Below are 24,413 nucleotides of genomic sequence, written 5' to 3'. Positions count from 1 at the left end.
CCTTCATGGGAGCGGGTGCGTTCCCCCTATACAATTTAGGTAGACGTACACGATTCAGTCAAATCCATTAGGGGGGACCAAGAATGCGGAAGAAAGATATGCTGCTCAGCTGTGTGGTTGCTTTGTCTAGCTTGTCTCTAATTATGGCAGGATGCTCAAGCAACAATTCATCAAACTCGAACGCTAATTCCAATGCCGCGGCCAATACGGAAGCTAACACCGGGGCTAATACAGAAGGGAATGCGGCTGCCAATTCAGAGGCTAACGCATCTGCCGAAGCAAATAATGGCAATGCGGCTGCAGCAGATCAAGCAGAACCGATTAAGGCTCAGTTTTACTATGATTTTGCAGCACTCACCCAGTATATTGCGGATGTCAATCCGATTGTTCAAGCCTCAGACAATATCACCTTCGAAGGCGTTCCTTACACGGACACGACGGCTTACCAAACCGCGGTACGCATCGGATTCACGACGCAAGAAGCGCCTGATCTGTTCAAATGGTGGAATGGCTACAAATTGAAGGAGCTGGCAGATAGCGGGAACTTGGCGGATATGACGGAGCAATGGAATGAGCTAACCGCGGATGAGAATGGCATTCTGCCTTCGCTCTCCGGTCCATTGACTGTTGATGGCAAAATCTACGGCATTCCGGCGTCCGCCCATTATTGGACCATCTTCTACAATAAGAAGGTATTCGCGGATAATGGATTAACGGTTCCGACGACATGGGATGAGTTCATCAAAATCAACGATACGCTCAAAGCGAAGAATATCACGCCTATTGGTACTTCGATCAAGGATTCGTGGAACGGATTTATCTGGTTCGAAGATCTGATGATTCACTCTTACCCTGAAGTCTATAAGAAGCTCGTTATCGGTCAGGCCAAATATACGGACCCTGAAGTGGTAGAAGTGATGGAGCTGTGGAAGTCCATGTACGATAAAGGCTATTTCGCGAAACCGATGACGATGGACGTCGAGGCTCCGCCGGCATTTGCCAAAGGCCAAATCGCGATGTTCCTGTGCGGTACCTGGTACGAGAGCTTCTTGACCGGCGCAGGCCTCAAGCCTGAAGAGGGCTATGGCTCGTTCATTATGCCTGCGATCAAGCCGGAAGCTGGCAAAACCGTCATCTCCGAAATTACGCCGTTCCTCGTTTCGAAGAACGCTAAGAACAAAGAAGGTGCCATTAAGGCAGCTATTGCGCTTACGAAGAAAGATGCGAATGAGAAGCTGCTCGCCGTATTCGGCGGCGTGCCTACCCGTAAGGATGTCGAAGCAAGCAGTCCGACGATTAAAGCGCTCGTGGACAATATCTCCAAAGACAACTACTCCGCTATAACAAGGTACTGGGAAGCGACGCCATCGGAGCTTTCGGAATATGGTTCCAGTGAGTTTATCAGGTTCATGCTCAATCCGGACCAATACATGGATGTCTTGAATAACATCCAGAAGAAGGCGGATAAGTACTGGGCGGAACATAAATAATAGCCGCTAGGGTTAAGGGGTGTTAGACCGCCTCTTAACCCTGCTTATTATCGGGACCTATAGGGAGTGTGAGCAGATGAATTACTTCAGAAAACACGGAGAGGCATTGCTATATGTATTGCCTGCGGCCTTGATGATAGCTGTATTCTTCATATCCTCCATCATTTACACCTTCGTGGTCAGCTTTACGGACTGGGATGGATTGACGAAATCGCATTGGGTGGGATTGAAAAACTACATCGAGGTATTCAACGATGTGACGTATATCACCTCGCTCAAGAATACATTCATGTGGGTGGGACTCTCTTTAATTCTTCCCGTTGGTCTTGGACTTCTCCTTAGCATCTTGCTGCAGCAAATCAAAGGACAGAGATTGCTCAAGAATCTGTTTTATTTGCCTTATGCGATGTCGCTGACGGTAGTAGGCGTGATCTGGATCTTCCTATTCTCTTCGAGCGGCATTAATTATCTCTTGACCCATATGGGACTTGAATCATGGACAAGGGATTGGCTGCAAACGCCTCACTATAATACAGTTGCCATGCTCATTGCCTCCTTATGGCAAGGAACAGGCACGAATATGCTGCTGTTTCTAGTCGGGCTAGGATCATTGCCGAAGGATCCGTTCGAGGCAGCAGCGATCGACGGCGCGAATCGCTTCCAGATCTTCTGGAGAATAACGCTGCCGCTCTTAAATCCGGTAACCATCGTCGTGCTGGGGCTGGCTCTCGTGAACAGCTTCAAGACGTTTGATATTATTTGGGTCATGACGCAGGGGGGACCTTATCGTTCCTCGGAGACGCTGGCCGTAACGATGTATCGCGAAACCTTCATGCTGTTCCATTTCGGACAAGGTGCTGCGATTTCAATTCTGTTAACGATTTTGACGGTCGTTGCGTCTTGGTTTTATTTGAGAAAAACGATCGTAGAGGAGTGAGAGCATGAAACAGCTCGCAAGCGGAATGAAATACTTAATCGTTATTACGTTGGCCGTTCTATGGATGGCTCCCGTCGTGCTCGTTCTCATGAACTCGACGAAATCGTTAATTGACTTTACGAATGGGACGATGTGGGCGTGGCCGAAGAGCTTTCATTTCTTTCAGAACGTAGAGGAAGCGTTGAAAGTAGGCAAGCTATCCAAATATGTGAAGAACAGCTTAACGTACGGCATAATCGGTTCGTCGGCCAGTATCCTGCTCTCGGCCTTTGCGGCATACGGCCTGGTTGTCCTGCGGTTGAAAGGCTCCTTCTACTGGTTCTTGCTCATATACAGCGGAACGATATTCCCATTCCAAATGTATCTGGTTCCGTTGTTCACGGGCTATCAGAAAGTGGGCATCTATGATACCTTCCTGGGGATGTGCCTGTTCTATACCGCCATCTGTATTCCGTTCTGCGTATTTCTGCTGCGTAACTTCATGACCACGATCTCGCGGGAATTCGTGGAAGCCGCTCAAATGGACGGTTATACGACGCTAGGGATCTTATTCCGGATCATTTTCCCATTCTTGATCCCGCCGATTTCCGTGCTGTTCTTATTCCAATTCACCTTCATATGGAATGACTTGGTGTTCGGCTTGATCCTCACGCGAAGCGATGACATTCGTCCCATTATGTCGGGACTTGCCGCCATGCAAGGCATCTATTTCTCTACGGGAATTACAACCTTGATGGCAGGTATCGTGATTACGTCTATACCGACTCTACTGCTGTTCTTCTTCCTCCAGAAAAATTTTATTAAGGGCATGCAAATTACGGTGAAGTCTTAGAGCAGCAGCGCCGAGTTGCCGAAATCGGCAGGTTCCATAGCTGAGAGTGCAAAAATTGAACTCTCAGCCCTCAATTCCGCCGATTTTGACTCTGAGAGTTCATTATTTGAACTCTCAGCTCGGTTAAGCCGCCGAAATCGGCAGGTTCCATAGCTGAGAGTGCAAAAATTGAACTCTCAGCGTTCAATTCCGCCGATTTTGACTCCGAGAGTTCATTATCTGAACTCTCAGCTCCGCCAGACCGCCGAATTCGGCAGGTTCCATAGCTGAGAGTGCAAAATCTGAACTCTCAGCCCTCAATTCCGCTGATTTTCACTCTGAGAGTTCATTATTTGAACTCTCAGCTCCGCCAAGCCGCCGTGCATTCCGAGTCCTGCGCTTCGATCGTCGGTATTGATTCTTTCGACGATGCTGTGCCATAAATGGCAAAACACAAAGCCGAATCCCTAGATGTATAGGGATTCGGCTTTTTTGTTAATAAAATGACATACAGTTTAATTTGACAGTTACTATTATTTTATATAAACTCTCACTATGGAATGCGACATCACAATATAGGAGGGTTTATATTGGCACGCACGAATAATAAGGCACTTATTGTGACGGGGCTGCTCATCGGCTTCGTATTCTCCGAACTCGATGAGACCGTCGTAAATACGGCACTGCCGACGATTATCCGGGATCTGAACGGATTATCGCTATATGGCTGGGTGGCCGGCATCTATATGCTAACGATGACGTCATTCATGCCGATACTGGGCAAGCTGGCAGACTTGTACGGACGGAAGAGGATTTATATTTTGAGCATGAGCTTGTTTATTGCGGGATCAATCATTAGCGGCTTTGCCGATGCAATGCCTGTACTTCTGCTTGGACGCGGTATTCAGGGGATTGGCGCAGGCGGATTAATGCCGCTCGCGATGGTTATCTTTGGAGATATCTTTACCGTCGAACAGCGCGCCAAGGCGCAAGGCATATTCGGAGCGATTATGTTCGTGCCGCAGCTGCTTGGACCGCTGATCGGCGGCTATTTTACGCAGCATATTTCGTGGCATTGGATTTTCTGGGTAAACATTCCCGTTGGGGTGCTCGCAGCGATTGTGCTTTCCGCGGGACTTCAAGAATCGAAGGGGAACAAGGAGGCAAGCATCGACTGGGCGGGTGCATTGCTGCTGGTAGGGGCAATTATCTCGCTGCTTATTACGCCAGTGCTTCATGAAACGGAAGGTTATGCTTGGAACTCGCCGGTTCTGATCAGCTTGTGGGTACTTGGAGCTGCTCTGCTTGCTGTATTTGTACTCGTGGAACGCAGAGCGAAAGAACCGATTCTGCCTATGCATCTGTTCAAGAACCGTACGTTCGTCGTCATCTCGCTTATTATCTTCATCATGATGATCGGTCTCATGGGTTCCTTCTCGTCGTTCCCGTTCTTCGCTCAGAACGTGCTTGGCCTGACGCCAATCGCATCCGGATATCTGACGATGCCGCTGATGGTAGGGGCAGTGCTCTCAAGTGTTATTTCTGGTAGAATGATGACAAAGCTTCCTTACCGGTATATTTTCGTCGTATCGATGGTGATGCCAGCCATCGCTTTCTATCTCATGACGGGATTGACGATGCACTCCAGCCTGATCGAGATTATTGTTTTCTTCCTCATTCTCGGCCTTGGCTTCGGCGTATTGTTTAATAACAACCTGGTTGTACAGGAATCGGTCGAGAAGGAGAACAGCGGCATTGCGTTAACGTCTGTCACGCTGTTTCAATCCTTTGGTCTGACCATAGGTGTCAGCGTATTCGGCAGTTTGCTAGCGTCGAGGATTAGTTCCGGGATGAGCAAGCTTGCTGGCTCGATACCTACAGATAGCGTGGAATCATTAACCCATGCTGCTCAAGGTGGTATACCCCAAGGGTTGGACGAAGGGCTAGCCGAACAGATCAAAGGCGTGTTCTCGAATGCATTCCAGCATCTTTACTCAATTTCGTTTATCTTCGTGTTGATCGTATTCGTCATCTGCTTCTTCCTAAGGAAGGAAGTGCTGATCGTATCGGACAAGAAAGACGTTCATGCAGCAGCAGGAGGTACATCAACTATCGAAGCTTAATTATGCATTGTAGATAAGGAGTTATGGCCATGTCCCTCGATGACCTAAAGCCGGTGAAGATCGGACTTCGCGAGAAGAAAAAGCAAAAGACACGCTTGACCCTTCAGCAGCAGGCGCTGCGTCTATTCAATGAGCAGGGCTATCAGGCGACGACTATCGAACAGATTGCGGAAGCGAGCGAGATTTCGCCGAGCACCTTCTTCCGTTATTTTGCGACCAAGGAAGCGCTCGTGCTGGAGGATGATTACGATCCGGTTCTGATTGGGGCTTTTTGGCGGCAGTCTTCTGAGCTGACACCGATTCAGGCGTTCCGGGCAGCCATTCGGGAAGGCTTCGAAGAGATTTCGGAAGAAGAGAGGGAGGCGCTTCAGGAGCGGATTAAGCTAACGGGGAGCGTTCCGGAACTTCGGGCAGCTTCTCTCTTGCATATGAATGATACGCTGATGATATTTACGGAGATATTGTCCGAGCGGCTTGGCGTTCCGAAGGATGATTTCAAAATCATGACTTTATCCGGATCCATCCTCGGGGCTGTTATGGCGGTACAGCAATATTGTCTCGATCATGAAGAAGCCAAGTTTATAGCGAAGGTCGATGAAGCACTGGCTCAGCTGGAAGCGGGATTGACACTGGAGTAAAGAAAAACCGTCCCTATGAAGGACGGTTTTTCTGTGTTTGCGAAGCAAGCAGCAGGCTCCTGCGTTATGTTGAGAGCTTCCGCACATAATGCTTCGGCGTGCAGCCTGTGAATCGCTTGAATAGCTCATAGAAATGCGCCATGTTCTCGATTCCGACCTCGGCGGCAATATCTCCGATAATCATGTTCTTCGTGATAAGAAGCTGCTCGGCTCTGCGGATGCGCTGCCTGTTGACGTAGTAGGTAAACGAAACGCCGACGCACTTCTTGAAGAACTTAGAGAAGTAAGTGTAGCTCATGCCGGCGATTCGGCTGGCTTCTTCCATATCTATTTTGCCGCTAAGATTACTTTCTACATAGTCGAGAATTGGCTGCATGACCGCAGCATCCACATGCTCGAAGGGCTGAAGCAGCTCACGCACGTCATTGCGAAGAAGGGTGAGCATCAGCTGCTTGACGTACATGCTCATCGCGATTTCATAGCCTTTGGTCTTGTTCATCATTTCATCGTGAATATCAATGATGACCTGGCCGATCTTCTGCTTCACGCGAGCATTCTCGCTAAAGATATAGTTCAGATCTTCCAGCGGCCTGACCATCTCGGAGAAATGGCGGTAATACCCCATCATCGCTTCGTCAAAATACGGCCTCAGGTCCAGATGCAGCACAATATAAACGAGAGGGCCGATATCCACCTTGTTGCTAAGATGAAGCTGGTTCGCGCCAATGAGGACGACGTCGCCTGGGGAGAGGATGTATGTATTCTCCGGTGTACGGATGTCAAGCTGCCCCTCCTGCACGACAATGAGCTCTACTTCTTTATGATAATGCCATTGTCTGGCGAGTGGCTGCTTCGACCTCAGGTCAGTAAACTGCCATACCTTCATGCATAAACGTTCATTCTGATAATGAATTGGTTCTTGAAATGTCTCCACCATATGGGGTCACCTTATCCGGCAAGTGCAAATTTGGATATAAACGAGTCAAAACTCGGCATACATGAAATCTATGAGAATCGTTATGATAGCTTTAACAAGTATACACCAACTAAAGGGGCGAGTGAGAGATGAAAGTAGCGATTGTTGGCTGCGGCGGCATGGGACAGTATCATGCACAGTGCTATGCGAAGATGCCCGGCGTTGAACTCACCGGCGTCTGCGATGTCGATTATGAATTAGCTTTGGAAGCTGCGAAGAAGGTAGGCGCATCCGCTTTCGGTTCTTTTGAGGAGATGGCCCAGTCTGCTGAATTTGATGTGGTCAGCATTGCGGTACCTTCCTACTTGCATAAGGAAATGGTCGTGAAAGCAGCTGCTGCGGGCAAGCATATCATCTGCGAGAAGCCAATCGCGCTTCAGCAGGAGGATGCCCTTGAGATGATCCAATGCTGCGAGGAATACGGCGTTCGCTTATTCATCGGTCACGTGGTGCGTTTCTTCCCGGAATATGCGCAGATCAAGCAGCAGGTTGATGCCGGTCTCATCGGTAAAGTCGGCGTTGCCAATGCGCGCCGTGTGGGAGGCCATCCGGGTGAAGCGAGAAGCTGGTTCAAGGAAATCGATAAAAGCGGCGGCGTCATCGTCGATCTCATGGTGCATGACATTGACTTTATGCGCTGGACGATTGGCGAAGTGAAGTCCGTGTATGCGATGGGGCATAGTAACGGCGAGATCGATTACGCATTAGTTACGCTGGTGTTCGAGAGCGGCGCGGTCGCTAATCTGGAAGCATTCTGGGGCTACCCGGGTTCATTCCGTTATGCGGCTGAAGTTGCCGGCTCGAGCGGGCTCGTTAGTACGGACAGCGTGAAGTCGCAGTCACTGCAAATTCGTAAAGTTGCCGTAGAGCAGAGCGGAGACAAAGTCGTAGAAATCCCGCAAAGTCCGGGCTTCACCGATCCTTACTATAAGGAACTGGAGCACTTCTTGAGCTGTATTGAGACAGGCAACGATCCGATTGTGACTGCGCATGACGCGTTCAAGGCACTTGAAATTGCAGCAGCAGCGCGCGAATCCTTACAGACAGGCAAGGTCGTAGTACTGTGATGACGAAACGGAAACGGGAGGGACACTAGCATGACAACGTTAAAAGTAGGCATGATCAGCTTCGCACATGGACATGCATACAGCTACTTCAATAGTTTGCAGCAACTGCCGGATGTTCAGGTTGTCGGCATTGCCGATGACGTCCAGAGCCGCGTGGCAGATATTACGGAGCGCCATGGCATTCCATACTACGCGGATTACAAGCAGCTGCTTGCTCAAGATATAGACGCAATCGTCATATGCTCGGAGAACGTGCATCATGCCAAGCTCGTCATCGATTCGGCGAGAGCGAAGAAGCATGTGCTCTGCGAGAAGCCGCTCGGCGTATCGGTAGCAGAGATGCAGCTGATGATCGACGAATGCAAGGAGAACGGCGTCCAGCTGATGACGGCCTTCCCATGCCGCTACTTGGCTGCGGTGATTAGCGCGAAGGAAGCGATCGAACGTGGTGAGATCGGCGAGATCGTTGCGATCAAAGGAACGAATCACGGCGGCAATCCGGGCGGATGGTTTGTCGATCCAAGTCTCTCCGGCGGCGGAGCGCTTCTGGATCATACGGTCCATGTCATGGATCTAATGAACTGGATATTGCAGTCGCCAGTCAAAGAAGTCTATGCGTATGCGGCAACGCTGTTCAAGGAAGGGCTTGCAGTCGACGATGCCGGCATGCTTCACGTCAAGTTCGATAACGGTGTATTCGCCGTGCTGGATACGAGCTGGTCTCGTCCGAAGTCGTTCCCGACCTGGGGCGATGTCACGATGGAGATCGTGGGCACCAAAGGGGTTATTTCCGTCGATGGCCTCGCGCAGAAGAACGACCTGTTCAGCGATGCAACAGGGAAAGGCGTCTATTCCTTCTGGGGCGATGACATGGACTTCTATTTGGTCCGAGACTTCGTAAACGCATTGCTGCAAGGCAAGCCGGTACCGATTTCCGGCGAAGACGGCTTAAAGGCGGCGCAGGTAGCGATTGCCGGTTATGAATCGAATAAGCTGGGACAGCCGGTTGCGCTATAGAAGCGAATGATAGAGAGCCCCGTACATCTAAGTACGGGGCTCTCAAAGTGTGAAGCAGCCGATAACAGCGGCATGGCGAGGTTGAGAGTCAAAAAAAACGAACTCTCAGCAAAGAAATTGGCCGATTACTGCTCTGAGAGTGCAAAAATCGAACTCTCAGACCGGGAAGCAGCCGATAATAGCGGCAATGTGAGGCTGAGAGTCAAAAAATCAAACTCTCAGCAAAAGATATCAGCCAATTGCCGCAACAAGAGCCCCGTACATCGCTTACGGGGCTCTTGTTTAACCCAAGCTCTTCCGCAAGCGCTCCCCCATCCACAAGCAAGTGTCCCATAAGTCGGACACCGGTTGCTGGGTGAAAGGGAGGGTATGCATATACCCGGGCGGCCCGTATTCCGGGGTGATTGGCGTTGATGCCGCGCCTTGTTCTTCCCGCACTGCAAGTATGCTTCTCCACCACGATTCATGCCTCTGTAATTCCACTCCATATTCCGGCGCGGCAGGATGGGGAACTTGCGGCCCTTGCGCATAGCCGACGCGCGCGTGGATGTGAATCGTGCGTTCAAAAGCGATTTGCAGCGCATCCGCTTGATCTTCAAGCAGCGATTCGCAGACGCAGCACCAATGGCTGAAATCTGCCGTGATGCGCAGATCTGGCAGCTCTTGCAGCAGCTTAGCTGTGTTCCATGGCGTATACATGGCGCGGCGGCGATGGGTCTCATGTCCGACGCGTATGCCGGCCGCTTGCTCTGCGCGAAGTGCCGAACGGAAGAAACGAACTTGTTCTTCATAGGACATGCAATCGCGAGCACTATGGGATATCACGAGCAGCGGGTCGAAAGCCGCAGCCTGCTCAGCGCCTGCAGCGAATGTATCTTCATGCGCGCTGACTGTCGTGCCGCTAGAGCCGATTAGCGCAATAAACTTCAATTGATGCTTTTGCAGCAGCTCTATAAATTCGTTCTTATGTTCGGGAGGAGGCAAGGTTGCTTCCACGCCGTCATAGCCTGCGGCCGCAATCTGCTCAATACTTGTCTGGTAAGGCAAATGCTCCATACCCCACAGTGATTTAAACAATTGTATGGTCATTGATTCAGTGCTCCTCTATGCGCATTCACCCGCGTTAATAGCTTCATAGTAGCATCAGGCAGCGCGGTAGACCATTTCGAATCGTCCTGAATGTTTATATAAATGTAGACTACAATTATGCAACAAATCCATACCGTTATGAATGGTTGAACCTGTGTAACCGATGCTATGATTGCCTTGTCACGGGACGCCAACCAAGCATTGGAGGAATCGGTTCATGAAGATCAAGATGGGGAACGAAGAGCTGGAGATGGGCAGCAAGTATTTGACGGAGCTTCGCAGCGCGAATGAGCTGCTTCATGATGTAGAAGCAATGAGACACCTATTGGAAGAGGACGGCTATTTGCTTATTCGCGGCTTCCATAATCGTGAGGATGTCATGAAGGCGCGCAGCGGGATGTTGCAGAAGCTTCATCATATGGGCAAGCTTGATCCTGGCTTCCCGATCGAAGAAGGCGTCATCGCTGAAGGGGCCAGAGGAGCGATGTTCGGAGGAGCGGCGAATACGGAAGATGAGCTGATGTCCGCTTATTATGAGCTTGTGAACAGCGAGAAAGTGATGAGCTTCTTCGATCGTCTGCTTGGCGGAGAAGCGATGACCTATGATTTCAAATGGCCGCGTGCAGTTGGCAACGGCGAATTCACCGGTGCACATTACGACATCGTATATATGGGGCGCGGAACGAAACAGGTGTATACGATGTGGACACCGCTCGGCGATGTTCCCTATGAACAGGGACCGCTCGCGATCTGCCTGGGATCCCAGCATTTTGAGAAAATGAAATCGACCTACGGTCAAATGGATGTCGACCGCGACAATATTGAGCTGGGCTGGATTTCGAAAGACCCGCTTGAATGCGTGGAGAAGTTCGGCGGACAATGGGCAACGACGCCTTTTGAAGCAGGCGACATCATTATTTTTGGCATGTTCCTCATGCATGGCTCGGTTAATAATACAACGAACAAGTTCCGTCTAAGCTCCGATACGCGTTATCAGCTTCGTTCGGAAGCCGTTGATGAGCGCTGGGTAGGCAGCAAGCCCAAAGGTCATTATGCGTGGGGCAAAGAGAAGCCGAAGTCGATGGAAGAAGCAAGGAAAGAATGGTCGATCTAATAGGTTCACAACCAACCAACGAACCGGCGTCGGAGACTCCCTCCCAGCGACGGTTTTTTCTATTCAGGGTGCAAAGAAGGAACTAGGCCGCAAACAAGCGAATGGAAAAGGTAGGAAAGCCAATCGTTCTAAGTAATGAATTGAACTAGAGGAGATGTGTCCGATTATGGCAATGCCAATTCCATCACCGCGAGTGGCGAAGTTCGAGAAGCAGGCTTTTGGTATGTTTATTCACTGGGGGCTCTACTCCCAGCTGGGGCAAGGGGAATGGGTGCAGCACTTGAAGAACATTCCGATGGATGAGTACGCCGCATTGAAGGATACGTTCACTGCTGCCGATTTCGATGCGCGGCAGATTGCGAGAACTGCCAAGCGAGCGGGCATGAATTATATCGTGCTAACAACAAGACATCATGACGGATTCTCGCTTTATGATACGCGAGGTTTATCGGATCATGATGCACCGCACAGCGCGGCCAAAAGGGATTTAATCGCAGAATTTGTTCAGGGCTGCAGGGAAGAGGGCATTACGCCGTTCTTCTACCATACCACCTTGGACTGGTACCAGCCGAGCTTTCAAGATGACTTTGACAGCTATCTGGAATATCTGCGTGCATCGGTCGAGGTATTGTGTACGCATTACGGACCGATCGGAGGCTTCTGGTTTGACGGGAATTGGAGCAAGCCGGATGCAGATTGGAAGCTCGATGAATTGTACGGAACGATTCGTAGATTGCAGCCAGAAGCTATGATTATTAACAATACGGGACTAGATCTTCGCGGTGAAATCGGACATCCGGAAGTGGATAGCGTGACGTTTGAACAAGGGCGTCCGGAGCCGATGAAGCGAGAAGGCATGAGCAAGTACATCTCCGCGGAAATGTGCCAAACGATTAATGGTCACTGGGGCTTCGGGCGTAACGATTACTCGAATAAGTCAACGGGCGAGCTGATCGCCAATCTCCTTGCCTGCCGTAAAGTTGGAGCGAACTATTTGCTTAACGTGGGTCCTCTGGCTGGCGGTGCCATATCGAAGCTTCAAGAAGCAACGCTTGAGGTTATCGGGGATTGGATACGTCTACACGGCAATCTTATCTATGAAGGAAAACCGAGCCCAGTTAAAGGGCAAGGAAATAACTTTGCGCTAGAAACGGGTGACGGTAACGGAAACACCTATCTGTTTGTACATGATTTGACGATTGACGGGCATGCGAATGTAACGACAGCCGTGGGAGGAAGCGGGCCTAGAGTATTTACGAACGTAACGAAGCAAGTTTCTAGCGTACGCTGGTTCGATAACGATGAGGAGCTTTCGTTCACTCACGATGCGGAATCAGGATTGTTATGTTTCCATGCGACAGGTTATCCGTATGGAGATAACCTAGTTGCGCGGGTAGCTGTTATTTCATAACTGTCATAAAAGCAGCTCTAAAAAAGCCGTCTTCCGGTAGATGTATTCCGGTTGGCGGCTTTGTTTTTTATTAACAATGCGACGTAACTCCCAAGATATGGTTTTGGTGTTCAGGAAATACTGCTTCGTGATATATTGAAGGAAAAGTTTCTCAAAATCTATCAAAGACACCAACGCCCGAGGAGTGCATCGCAGCATGAAAGTCATGAAGGTCTCTTACTTTCGTTCCCTTCCTTTTCGTATTTCCCTGTTAGCCGGAATTTGTTGTTTATGTCTATGCTTCGTCTTGACCTACGTTTCCTACCAGCATCAGACGAGTCAAGTCTATGATGAGTTGAATGCGGTGGAAGGCATGTTCCATTCCCCGCTCATGCTTCAAATCGACGAAATTGAGAAGTCGAAAGTGGAATCGAAGAAGTATGCGGAATCGTTTAGAAGCGACCCCGAGGTGGCAGAGGTACAGGCGGAGATGGATCGTGCAGCATCCTCCGATCTCGTCGAGAATGCCTATTTGTTCTATCCCGATTGGATGACGCAGGATGGCAAGCCCGCACTGCTCAATTTATTGTCCAATTCCGAGCTTTATGTAGACGGAGAACTTCCTGCGACGGTTTATGTCCCTCAACCCGAGCTCTATGATGCGCTCAAAGAAGCTGAAGTTTCCAATTACAGCGTTACGGCGCCATACACGGATGATTACGGTACATGGATTAGCGCGATCAGCGCGATTCGAGACAAGGATGGCAAGCTCGTCGCTTTCGCCGGACTGGACTTCAATTATAAGCTCATTCAATCGATCTTACATAAACGGTTGATGGAGAGTGTTACGGCGGGTATTATCGCAGGCGTCATCTTTATGATTCTGCTCTCCGTCACGGTTAGATACAACCTTCGCGGAATCAACCGACTGAGCACCATTGCCCAGAATGCGGCAAATGGCGACTTGTCCGGTCAAATTACAATCAAGAGCCGCAACGAGATTGGCCTTCTTGGCAATCACTTCAATGCAATGATCGGCAATCTCCGATCGCTTATCGAGCATATCGCGGATTCCTCGCGGCAAGTATCCGGGGCATCGGAGAGATTGTTAAGCGGAGCAGCCGAGACGGTACAAGCTACGCAGGCGATCTCCGGTTCGATCGAACAGCTATCCTCCCGTTCCGAGGAACAGCTAGTCGGGGCGCAAGAGAACAGCCGAGCGATGTACGAAATTTCGAGCGGCATTCAGCGCATTGCGGAATCTGCGGGCGAATCCTCGAGAGGCTCCGAGGAAGCGATGCAATTGACTTCTGAGGGCAATCAGCATATGCAGCAGAATCTTGACCAAATGACGCAAGCGCTGAGCGAAATCCGCCAAGGCGTGCAGGCGATGACCAGCCTGAAAGCATTGTCGGAAGAGATCGGCAATATTACGATGATGATCGCGGAAGTGACGAACCGAACGAACCTGCTTGCGCTTAACGCTTCTATAGAAGCTTCCCGCGCAGGCGAGCATGGCCGCGGCTTTGCGGTCGTATCGCGCGAGATTCGGACGCTTGCCGAGCAGTCCAAGCAATCGTCGGAGCAGATCGCCGACTTGATCGGCCGTGTGCAGCAGGAGACGCAAACGGCATTCGTCGCGATGGATCGCGGCATGGTGGAAGTCGAGGCTATTGAAGCAGTCGTGCAGAAGGCGGATCATGCCTTCCGCCAGCTATCTGTCACGGTGCAGATGGTAGCCTCGCAAATGGTCGATGTCTCTGCCGTTTCCGAAGAGATGTCGGCAGGCTCCGAGGAAGTGTCGGCATCGATTAGCGAGATGGCCGAGCAATCCCGCATGACATCCGAAATGACGAAGAACATCTCCGCCGCTTCCGAGCGTCAGCTCGCTACAATGTCCGAAGTCACGGAGACGGCAACCCGCCTGAACGGGATGTCAGGCGAGCTTCAGCAAGCAGTCGAGAAATTCAAGCTGTAATGACGCTATAAATAAAGATGCAGATAAAGATAAAGTGCCTGGAGCCTTAACCTTTAGAGGATGGGGCTCAAGAGTGTAGAGAAACCCCAGTTTATTCAAAACGGTGGGTTTCTCTTTTTGTTTACCTTTCACATTCAGGGTTCCAGAGAGGCTCTCACACTGGGAAGCAGCCAATATCGGCACCGTAGTGAAGCTGAGAGTTCAAAAATCGAACTCTCAGAAAGGAAAACAGCCGATTGCTGCGCTGAGAGTTCAAAAATTGAACTCTCAGACTGGGAAACAGCCGATTGCTGCACTGAGAGTTCAAAAATCGAACTCTCAGAAAGGAAAACAGCCGATTGCTGCACTGAGAGTTCAAAAATCGAACTCTCACACTGGGAAGCAGCCAATATCGGCACCATACCTGGAGCAAGAGCCTTATCCGGTACCGGATAAGGCTCTTTTTCCTTACAACAGGGTATAAAATCGTCCGAAATTACGTGCTGAACTACACTTTCCTACGGATTCCCCCGTAACTTTACATTTTTCGGATTATTTGCGCTATAGTTATTGCGATGGACTGCAAGGGGGGCATCATGAACATTAAGGGCAGGGTTAGAGACTCGGTGGCAAGACTATGGCCGAAGACATTAAAGAATAGATTATTCATTATCCTAGGCTTCAACGTCCTGATTCCACTTGTGATGGTCATCTTAATTTCCTACAAAAGCGTCTACCCGCTGCTCGATCAGCGTATTCGGGACGGTATCCAGAACAACCTCAATATGTATCAGATGACGCTGGAGAATACGCTCGCCAGCATTAACAACGTGTCTCAGGCGCTTGCCTACGACGGCCGGATCGGCAAGAAGCTTAGCCAGTTCCTTACGGAAAAGGATCTATATACGAAATCGCAAATCAACAACGATATCCAGCAGGATTTAAGCATCATATCGAGCACGAATCCGACACTCGGGCTCTTCTTTTACTATTTTGAAGATAAGAATAAGCTCCTGTACCAGAACTATAATGTGAGACCGGGCTTCTCTCTGGATAGGCTTCCGCGACTGGTTGAACTGAATGGGATTACGTATTACGGACCGCATTTAACGAACAGGCAGTACAGCGACGTTAAAGTGCTATCCGTGGCGCGGAAGATTGTCATGCCAGATCAGAACAACGTCTACGTGTATCTCGAGACAGGCTACAAGCTATGGGACAAAATCAATCAAACCGGCCATGAAGACAGCATGGACCAATATCGCCTTATAGTCGATCAGGAGAATAAGGTTACATTCAGCGAGAATACGGCGGATTTTCCGATTGGTTCGACCCTTCATGATCATCCGGCAGGCAAGCTCAAGGAAGCCGGCGGTTATTATGTATTTGAGACAGCCAGCAATCAAGGCTGGAAAGCGATCTATCTCATCTCGAAGGCGGCCTATCACAAAGAAGTCATCCGCTGGATTGAACAGCTGGTCGTCATACTAATCATCTCGATTCTACTCTGCTCCTTATTCACATGGGCGATTTGGCGAATGGTTTATGTGCCTCTGAGGAAGGTCAACCGGGATATGCGACTTGTTGAGAATAGTGATTTTGACACGCCATTGTCTCAATTCGCGATAGTTGAATTTGATGTCATGATGCGGCATTTTGATACGATGCGCGAGCGGGTGAAGGAACTGCTCGAAGAGAACACGTTGAAGGAAAAGCGCAGGGCTGACTTTGAAGTGGAGAAGCTGCTGTATCAAATCAACCCGCATTTCATTCATAATACGCTCGATACGATCCAATGGCTGGCCCGCTTGAAGGGGCAAGAAGATATCGATACGGTCGCGACCTCGCTGAATAAATTGCTCTATTACAACCTTGGCAAGAAGGGACCGCAATCGACAATTGAGGAAGAGCTGGAAGCGCTGAAGGATTATTTGACCTTGCAGAAGATTCGTTATGATTTCGAATTCAGCGTCACGATTAGGGTCGAAGAGGAGCTGGAGAGCTGTCTTGTGCCTCGGTTTATTTTGCAGCCGCTGGTGGAAAACTCCCTCTATCATGGAAATTTTGACAAGGATGGATTAATTGAAGTTACGGTGGAGCCGGACGGTGGCTCTTATATGATCATTCGCATACGCGATAACGGGCGCGGCATGACGCCAGAAACGATTGCACGGCTGCTTGAGAAGCAATCGGAAGAACAGAACCGGATTGGCCTTGGAATCGGGGTCTATTATGTGAAACGGGTATTTGATTCGCAATATGACGGACAAGCCTCATTCGACATGACAAGCGCTATAGGGGAAGGAACGTGCATTACGCTCCGGCTGCCTAGAATGCATGCAACTGCAAAGAAGAAAGGTGAAGGCTTATGATGCGCGTGCTTATCGTTGATGATGACCGTTTGGCGCGGACAGGCTTAATGAGCCTGCTGCCCTGGAATCAGTTCGGATTACAGGTGGCGGGGGAAGCGAGCAACGGGGAGAAGGCGCTTGAATTTCTGCAGGAGAACGAGGTTGATCTGCTCATTACGGATCTCGCGATGCCGGTCTTATCCGGAATCGATCTCATGCGGCAGGTGCGCGAGCTCTATCCGAACATGTTCATTGTGGTGCTGTCCTATCATCAGGATTTCGAATTGGTTCAGGAAGCGCTCCGTCTCGGGGCGATTGATTATATTGCGAAGATTCAACTAGAGAAGGTCAAGCTGGAAGAGGTGCTGGAGCGGATTACGAAGCGGATTCAGTTTGAATTGAAGCAGCGCGCCAACCATCCAGCCGAACAAGGCGGCCAGAAGCAGCAGTCGGCATCGCATGAAGAACAGGCATGGATCATGGCGGCGATGCTGCCGTTAGATTGGCTAAGAGATTCTAGCAAGCATGCCAAGCTGAAGGAATATATGAGCCGGAACAAGCTGAAGCTCGAAGCTGTGCAAGAAGCTAGAGAGAAGCTGCTCGATAAGCTGAAGCCGATCCTTCCGGAAGAGAAGAAGACAGCGTCAGCTTCCATTCATACGCTCGAAGAATGGCATGCAGATATGGAGTCATTGCGCGCATGGTTCCAGGAGGAGCAGAAGCTGTCGCAGTACTCGATAGAGATGATCGAGGCGATCCTTCGGGCGGCCCATTATATTCGGGAGCATCTGAGCGAGGATCTGCATCTGGATCAAGTTGCGCGCGAGGTCGGCGTGAGCCGGAGCTATTTCAGCGAATGCTTCAAGGATATCATCGGGATATCCTTCCAGAACTTCTTGCGCAACGCCCGGCTTGAATTTGCAATGAAGCTGCTCGAAGAGACGACGCTGCCAATTTACGCGATTTCGCAGAAGGCGGGCTATCCGAACGAGAAGTACTTCAGTAAAGTATTTCGTTCTTTATTTCACCTGCTGCCGAGCGAATATCGGGCCAAAGGTGTAAAATCGTCCGATTTGATGAAGGCTGTCTACCGGCTGCCCTAAAATATCGAATCGAATAGCTACCTGCAAAGGACCGTTTGTGCTCTCGCAGATGGTCCTTTTTGCTATACGATAGTGCAAGAAAGCCAAACCTACATATAGGGGGATTAAGATGAACTTGCGGTTACGAAGTACAGCAATCATGTTGACGGCTTGTTTGGCATTAGCGACAGGGTGTTCGTCGAATAACGGCGGCTCAAGCAACAATGGGCAGAATGCGGCAGCGAACTCGGGTTCGAACGCTGCGAACACGGCGAACACAGCCAATGCAGGGAATACGGCTGCGGAGCCTGCCGATCCATTCGGCAAATACACAGAGCCGGTAACGATCAATATCGGCAAATCCATTGACCCGACTTCAGAGAAAACGCTGCCGGCAGGCGATACGGTGGAGAACAATCAATACACTCGTTATACCGAAGAGAAATTGAACATTAAATTTAATCATCTGTGGCAGGCACAAGGCGATGCCTATACGCAGAAGCAGAAGCTGTCGATCGCAAGCAACGACATTCCGGATGCGATGATCGTAAACTATGCGGACCTCGTGAAATTGGTCGAAGCGGGCCAATTAGAGGATATGTCTGAGGTTTACAAGAACTATGCTTCCCCGCAAATCAAGGAAATGTACGAATCCGCCAATGAAATCGGTTTGAAGCAGGCGACCTTCGATGGCAAGCTGATGGCGATTCCGAACTCGCAAACGCTGGCAGACTCGATCTACATGCTGTGGATCCGCCAGGATTGGCTGGATAAGCTCGGTCTGCAGCCGCCGAAGACGGTGGATGAACTAGCAGCGGTCGCGAAAGCATTCATCGATAAAGACGTCAGCGGCAAGGGAACAGTCGGTATCACAGGAGACAAAGCATTGTTCGAAATGGACAACTCCGTCGGCGGCTTGGATCCGATCTTCGCGGCATTCAAGTCCTACCCGCTTAACTGGGTGAAGGATAACTCGGGTAATGTCATGTTCGGCGGTATTACGCCGGAGACGAAGGAAGCGCTGGGCAAGCTTCGCGAGCTGTATACGCAAGGCTTGATTGACAAGGAATTCGCGCTTCACACGGATCCGCTGGAGCTTGTAAGAGGCGGGAAGTCGGGGATCTTCTTCGGTCCATGGTGGATGGGCTACGACCCGCTGCCGGATACGATGAAGAATGATCCGAAAGCAAATTGGAAGCCTTATCTGGTGCCTCTGGATTCCGCAGGCACGTTCAATACGCATGTGCAATCGCCGACAAGCGCTTACTTCGTTATGAAGAAAGGCTTTAAGCATCCAGAAGCACTCATGAAATATATTAACGTCCAAGTCGCAGCGGAAACGTATGCGGATCCGGATTCTTCGAAGCTTGATCCGGGTGTTGGCTTGCAGAACTGGCCGATGCGCAGCGTGACGACCTATGCAGATAACGTAGAACGCAACTCGAAGGCGCTCAATGATGTACTGGGCGGCTCGGCGGACGTATCGACACTGAACAGCAACCAGAAACCTCTATATGAAGATTGGCTGAAAACGAAAGACGCTCCTGCAACTGACTTCGGCGCGTGGGGCCCTGCATTCTCCTACATTGTTTCCGGTCAGGAATTGTTCAAGCCGATGAACAAAGTATTCAGCTTGTTCTATGGTCAAACCAAATCCATGGAAACCAAGTGGGCGAACCTGCTCAAGCTGCAAAATGAGACGTACACCAAAATTATCATGGGCAGCGCCGACCTAAGCGCCTTCGACGACTTCGTCAAGAACTTCAAGGCACAAGGCGGAGACGAGATTACGAAGGAAGTTACAGAAGCGCTCAAGGGATAGGAAGAATGAGCTGACGATTAGCGCCGGGGGCTTAGCTCCTGGCGCTTATTGTTCGAGATGAAGGAGTGGGAAAGAAAAGATGAAGAACCGGACATTCATTATGAATTATTACCTGATGCTAATTCCCGGATTCATACTGCTGATTATGTTCTCGTTCGTTCCGCTGTTCGGAGTTGCAATCGCTTTCGAGAACTTCAACGCCGGTCTTGGCATTTGGCGCTCGGAATGGGTCGGACTCGATAACTTCAAGTATATGTTCCAGCTGTCCGACAGCCGCGTTATTTTTATGAATACGATTTACTTGGCCGTTATGAAGATTATCGCGAACCTCATTGTCCCGCTCGTGTTCGCCCTATTGCTGAATGAAGTGCGGAAGATGGCCTTTAAGCGTTTTGTACAGACGGTCGTTTATTTGCCGCACTTCCTGTCTTGGGTTATTCTCGCGGGCATCGTAACGGATATGTTCTCGTATCACGGAATTGTGAATCAACTTTTCGGCGCTTTCGGGTTTGAGCCTGTCCTGTTTCTAGCCAACAATACGTGGTTTCCCGGCATTCTCGTCGGAAGCGACGTATGGAAGGAATTCGGCTTTAATACCATTATTTATTTAGCGGCGCTGACCGGCATCAATCCCTCCCTCTATGAGGCAGCGGCGATCGATGGGGCTGGCAGAGCCAAACAGCTATGGCATGTAACGCTGCCCGGCATCAGGCCGACGATTGTGCTGCTTGCAACGCTCAGCCTCGGCAATGTCCTGAATGCGGGCTTCGATCAAATATATAACATGTACAATCCGCTCGTGTACTCGTCCTCCGACATTATTGATACGTACGTGTACCGCGTCGGCCTCTTGAATGTTCAGTACGGATTGGCGACAGCGGTCGGCTTGCTCAAATCGGTCGTCAGCTTGCTGTTGATCGGGGTTTCTTATGCGTTAGCGTCCAAATTCGCGAATTACCGTATTTTCTAGTAGAGGAAGTGATTGTAAAATGGTGAAGACACGCTCATTCGGCTCCTTATCAGCAGATATGATGATTTATTTGATCTTAGGCATCGTCATGATCTCCACGCTCTATCCCCTATGGTATACAGTTGCGGTATCCTTCAGCGACAGCAGCGCCGCGGCGGGGGGACTCGTCAAATGGCATCCCGTCCACTTTAACTTGGCGGCTTACCATGAAATCATGAGCGACCGCAAGTTCTTCAAGGCATTCTTGGTGTCGATCGAACGGGTTGTTCTCGGGACGTCGATTAGCTTTGTCATTACTTTATTGATGGCCTATCCGCTTTCCAAAGAGAATTCATTCTTTCCGGGACGCAATATCATCATGTGGTTTCTTGTCGCGATGATGCTGTTTAACAGCGGGCTCATCCCATGGTATATGACGATCAAATCGTATGGCATGCTTGATTCCATCTGGGCGCTGGTACTGCCTTACTCGGTGCCGGTCTTCAACATTATCCTCGTCATCAACTATTACAGAGGACTGCCGAAGGAACTGGACGAAGCGGGAATGGTCGACGGGGCAGGGCCTTGGTACTTGCTTCTCAAGATTTATTTGCCACTGTCGGTTCCGGTTATGGCTACAGTAACGCTCTTCAGCATCGTGTTCCACTGGAACTCCTTCTTCGACGGTCTGATTCTCATGAATAAGCCGGATCATTATCCGCTGCAATCGTACGTGCAGCAGCTCGTCATTAACATCAACACGGCGGAGCTCACCACCGATCAACTGCAGAGTCTGTCACAGCTATCGAACAAAACATTGAATGCGGCGAAGATCGTCGTGACGATGGTGCCTGTACTGATCATTTATCCATTCTTGCAGCGGTACTTCGTACATGGCATCACGTTAGGTTCTGTAAAGGAATAGCAATTCTTCGCTCGTGATAAAAGGAGAGAGATGCATATGGCAAGCTTCGTATACCAGGGAGAGAAAACGAAGGAAATCGTGTTTCCGCTCGGCGGAATCGGGAGCGGCAGCATTGGCCTTGCCGGCAACGGGCGGCTCGTAGACTGGGAGATCTTCAATCGGCCGAACAAGCGGAGCGTGAACAGCTTCAGCCATTTTGCCGTCAAGGCGGAAGCAGACGGGCGGCTGCTCGATGCACGGGTGCTGAATGGAGATTTACTTCCATCCTACATGGGGGAGCGGCATATCGTTCCCCATAGCGGCTACGGGTTCGGGCCGGAATCGACGACCATGGCAGGCGTACCGCATTTCCGCGACTGCACGTTTACGGGGGAGTTTCCGCTGGCACAGCTCGATTTTGCGGATGAACGGTTTCCCGGCTCGGCTTCTATGCTTGCGTTCAATCCGTTTATCCCGATTAATGATGCGGATTCGAGTATTCCGGGCGCTTTCTTCGAAATCAAGCTTACGAATACGACAGACCAGCTGATCACCTACACCGTTAACGCTTCAGTGGGTAACCCGCATACGAGCCAGGTCAGGTGGAATCGCTACAAGCACGATAGCGGGAGCGGCCATCATCACATTCAGATGGGTACGGATGAATACGGTCCAGACAGTCCGAAGCGCGGCGATATCAGCATCTCGACGGATGCGGCGGATGTTAGCTATCAGGAATATTGGTATCGAGGCACTTGGTGCGATAACCTCGAGATGTTCTGGCGGGATTTCACGGAAACGTCGAAGTTTAACAATCGGACGTATGTGGATAAGGCGTTTAAAGGCTCCGACGTATGCTCGCTTGCTACCCATGTGGTTATCGAGCCAGGAGAGACGAAGTCGGTACGCTTCGTCATCACTTGGAATTACCCGAACTGCTTCAACTACTGGAGCACGGAGGTTTACGGCGCGAAGGAAGATCCGTACTATCATCCCGAGCATCCGACCGTATGGCGCAATTATTATGCTTCTTTGTTCGAGGATTCGGTGATAAGCGGCGGCTACTCGCTGCAGCACTGGGATCGGCTGTACGGAGATACGCTAAAGTTCAAGGATGCGCTCTTCTCCTCTACCATTCCGGTGGAAGCCATCGATGCGATATCGGCGAACATATCAACTTTGAAAACAGCGACCTGCTTGCGCCTTGCCGACGGCTCCTTCTATGGGTTCGAGGGGACGATCGAGCATTCGGGCTGCTGCGAAGGTTCATGCACGCATGTTTGGAACTATGCCTATGCGCTGCCTTTCCTGTTCCCGAAGCTGGAGCGCTCCATGCGGGACTTGGATTACAAGTACAACATGCGCGAAGACGGCCGGATGTCGTTCCGCCTCATGCTGCCGCTCGGTAAGCCGAATTCGATGTTTGCTTGCGCGGATGGACAGTTCGGCGGCGTCGTCAAAGCATACCGGGACTGGAAAATATCAGGAGATACGGAATGGCTGCGCTCCAACTGGCCGTCCATACAGAAGTCGATCGAGTACGCGTGGGCTGAGACGAATGAGCACAAATGGGACCTCAACAAGGATGGTGTGCTTGAAGGCCGTCAGCATCATACGCTTGACCTTGAGCTGTTCGGGCCGAATGCTTGGCTGAACGGGTTCTATCTCGCAGCGCTCAAGGCAGGAGCGGTGATGGCGCGTCACCTTGGCGATTATAAGAAGGCAGTGGAATATGCCGGCTTGTTCGAGCAAGGGAAGAAATGGACGGATGAGCATCTGTTCAACGGAGAGTATTACATCCAGCAGATCGATCTGACCGACAGGTCGATGGTCGAAGGCTACGAGGATCGGGTCGCCGACTATTATTGGAATGATGAGTCGGGCGAGCTCAAATATCAAATCGGGGACGGCTGCGGCGTCGACCAGGTTATCGCGCAGTGGCATGCGAACCTGAGTGGTCTAGGCGAAATCTTCGATCCGGGGCAGACGAAGCGGGCGCTGCAATCCATCTATACGTATAACTACCGGGTCGTCGGCGATTACTTCAATGCATGGCGGCTGTTCAGCTTGAATGACGAAGCGGGGGTTATTATCTGCTCCTGGCCGAAGGCGGAGTCGATGCCGCGAATTCCGCTGACGTACAACCAGGAGACGATGAACGGCTTCGAATATCAATCCGCGATTCATATGATTCAAGAAGGCATGGTGCAGGAAGGAATGGAGATCGTCCGTGCAATCCGTGCCCGCTACGACGGCGAGCGGCGGAATCCGTGGAACGAATTCGAATGCGGTAGCCATTACGCGCGTTCGATGGCGAGCTATGCGCTGCTGCCGGCTTTCAGCGGCTTCGAGTACGACATGGTAGACGGAATGATCGGATTTAATCCGATTCAAACGGATGAGAGCGGACGGTTTACGGCATTCTGGTCGCTCGATTCGGGTTGGGGAACTGTCGAGATAACGCAAGAGAGCGTTCAATTGCATGTGTTGTACGGCGAGCTGTCTATCCGCACGCTCCGCTTGCCTTTCTTAGGACAGGGCTCCGTGTCAGATGCTAGATTCGCAGGCAGTTCTATTCCGGTCAAGCAGGATGCGAACGGGAATTGCACGTTCGCTGCACCTATCGCGCTGACTCCTGAGGCTTCGTTAACGATTCTAGTATCCAGCAAGATCTGATGTATGAACTATAAGAGTTT

18 protein-coding genes are annotated in these 24,413 nt (G+C 50.5%); 16 read left to right on the top strand and 2 right to left on the bottom strand.

The features are described 5' to 3' along the window. Positions 1-83 precede the first annotated feature (83 nt). The 5 genes from AC0YNX_RS23500 (at position 84) to AC0YNX_RS23480 (ending at position 5,999) form a co-directional block, all read left to right on the top strand. Positions 84-1,490, top strand: a complete 1,407-nt coding sequence (locus tag AC0YNX_RS23500) for an ABC transporter substrate-binding protein (RefSeq protein WP_475818145.1) — start codon at positions 84-86, stop codon at positions 1,488-1,490. Between the two features lie 76 nt (positions 1,491-1,566). Further along, positions 1,567-2,427 carry a carbohydrate ABC transporter permease gene (locus AC0YNX_RS23495; protein ID WP_475818144.1) on the top strand — a complete coding sequence of 287 codons (861 nt, stop codon included), beginning with the start codon at positions 1,567-1,569 and terminating at the stop codon, positions 2,425-2,427. A 4-nt stretch (positions 2,428-2,431) separates the two neighbouring features. Next, the gene (locus AC0YNX_RS23490) at positions 2,432-3,259 is read left to right on the top strand and encodes a carbohydrate ABC transporter permease (protein ID WP_475818143.1); all 828 of its coding nucleotides are present in this window, start codon (positions 2,432-2,434) and stop codon (positions 3,257-3,259) included. Positions 3,260-3,828: 569 nt separating this feature from the next. Next, on the top strand, positions 3,829-5,361 hold the full coding sequence (locus AC0YNX_RS23485; protein ID WP_475818142.1) for an MDR family MFS transporter: 1,533 nt from the start codon (positions 3,829-3,831) through the stop codon (positions 5,359-5,361). 29 nt (positions 5,362-5,390) lie between these two features. Further along, on the top strand, positions 5,391-5,999 hold the full coding sequence (locus AC0YNX_RS23480; protein WP_475818141.1) for an acyl-CoA-like ligand-binding transcription factor: 609 nt from the start codon (positions 5,391-5,393) through the stop codon (positions 5,997-5,999). A gap of 64 nt (positions 6,000-6,063) precedes the next feature. Here the strand turns inward: AC0YNX_RS23480 and AC0YNX_RS23475 are convergent, their stop codons facing one another. Next, positions 6,064-6,885: a helix-turn-helix domain-containing protein gene (locus AC0YNX_RS23475; protein WP_475818140.1), complete on the bottom strand. Its 822-nt coding sequence runs from the start codon at positions 6,883-6,885 to the stop codon at positions 6,064-6,066. A gap of 179 nt (positions 6,886-7,064) precedes the next feature. On the opposite strand from AC0YNX_RS23475, the gene AC0YNX_RS23470 reads away from it, so the two are divergent. Then, complete coding sequence (locus tag AC0YNX_RS23470; protein WP_475818139.1) at positions 7,065-8,042, top strand: Gfo/Idh/MocA family protein; 978 nt, start codon at positions 7,065-7,067, stop codon at positions 8,040-8,042. Between the two features lie 30 nt (positions 8,043-8,072). Next, positions 8,073-9,059 (top strand): Gfo/Idh/MocA family protein, encoded by a 987-nt coding sequence (locus AC0YNX_RS23465; RefSeq protein ID WP_475818138.1) that lies wholly within the window; start codon positions 8,073-8,075, stop codon positions 9,057-9,059. Positions 9,060-9,341: 282 nt separating this feature from the next. Here AC0YNX_RS23465 and AC0YNX_RS23460 read toward each other — a convergent pair whose 3' ends face one another. Next, entirely contained in the window at positions 9,342-10,148 is an 807-nt protein-coding gene (locus tag AC0YNX_RS23460) for a sugar phosphate isomerase/epimerase family protein (protein WP_475818137.1), read from the bottom strand. Between the two features lie 217 nt (positions 10,149-10,365). Between AC0YNX_RS23460 and AC0YNX_RS23455 the strand changes: the two genes are divergently transcribed. From AC0YNX_RS23455 to AC0YNX_RS23415, 9 genes are all read left to right on the top strand, one after another. Beyond that, on the top strand, positions 10,366-11,262 hold the full coding sequence (locus tag AC0YNX_RS23455) for a phytanoyl-CoA dioxygenase family protein (protein WP_475818136.1): 897 nt from the start codon (positions 10,366-10,368) through the stop codon (positions 11,260-11,262). Positions 11,263-11,428: 166 nt separating this feature from the next. After that, a complete protein-coding gene (locus AC0YNX_RS23450) occupies positions 11,429-12,673 on the top strand; it encodes an alpha-L-fucosidase (protein ID WP_475818135.1) in 1,245 nt (414 codons plus the stop codon). Positions 12,674-12,869: 196 nt separating this feature from the next. Further along, a complete protein-coding gene (locus tag AC0YNX_RS23445; RefSeq protein ID WP_475818134.1) occupies positions 12,870-14,630 on the top strand; it encodes a methyl-accepting chemotaxis protein in 1,761 nt (586 codons plus the stop codon). Positions 14,631-15,205: 575 nt separating this feature from the next. Further along, positions 15,206-16,981 carry a sensor histidine kinase gene (locus AC0YNX_RS23440; RefSeq protein ID WP_475818133.1) on the top strand — a complete coding sequence of 592 codons (1,776 nt, stop codon included), beginning with the start codon at positions 15,206-15,208 and terminating at the stop codon, positions 16,979-16,981. Beyond that, complete coding sequence (locus tag AC0YNX_RS23435; protein ID WP_475818132.1) at positions 16,978-18,063, top strand: response regulator; 1,086 nt, start codon at positions 16,978-16,980, stop codon at positions 18,061-18,063. Before AC0YNX_RS23440 ends, AC0YNX_RS23435 begins: the two co-directional genes overlap by 4 nt. 109 nt (positions 18,064-18,172) lie before the next feature. After that, complete coding sequence (locus AC0YNX_RS23430; RefSeq protein ID WP_475818131.1) at positions 18,173-19,864, top strand: extracellular solute-binding protein; 1,692 nt, start codon at positions 18,173-18,175, stop codon at positions 19,862-19,864. Between the two features lie 79 nt (positions 19,865-19,943). Further along, positions 19,944-20,834, top strand: a complete 891-nt coding sequence (locus tag AC0YNX_RS23425) for an ABC transporter permease (RefSeq protein ID WP_475818130.1) — start codon at positions 19,944-19,946, stop codon at positions 20,832-20,834. A 19-nt stretch (positions 20,835-20,853) separates the two neighbouring features. Beyond that, a complete protein-coding gene (locus AC0YNX_RS23420) occupies positions 20,854-21,738 on the top strand; it encodes a carbohydrate ABC transporter permease (RefSeq protein WP_475818129.1) in 885 nt (294 codons plus the stop codon). Between the two features lie 36 nt (positions 21,739-21,774). Continuing rightward, positions 21,775-24,393, top strand: a complete 2,619-nt coding sequence (locus AC0YNX_RS23415) for a GH116 family glycosyl-hydrolase (protein ID WP_475818128.1) — start codon at positions 21,775-21,777, stop codon at positions 24,391-24,393. Positions 24,394-24,413 lie beyond the last annotated feature (20 nt).

The sequence above is a fragment of the Paenibacillus sp. J31R98 genome (assembly GCF_056269245.1).
The sequence above is the reverse complement of the archived record's forward strand: the minus strand, read 5'-3'. Positions and strand labels throughout refer to the sequence as shown.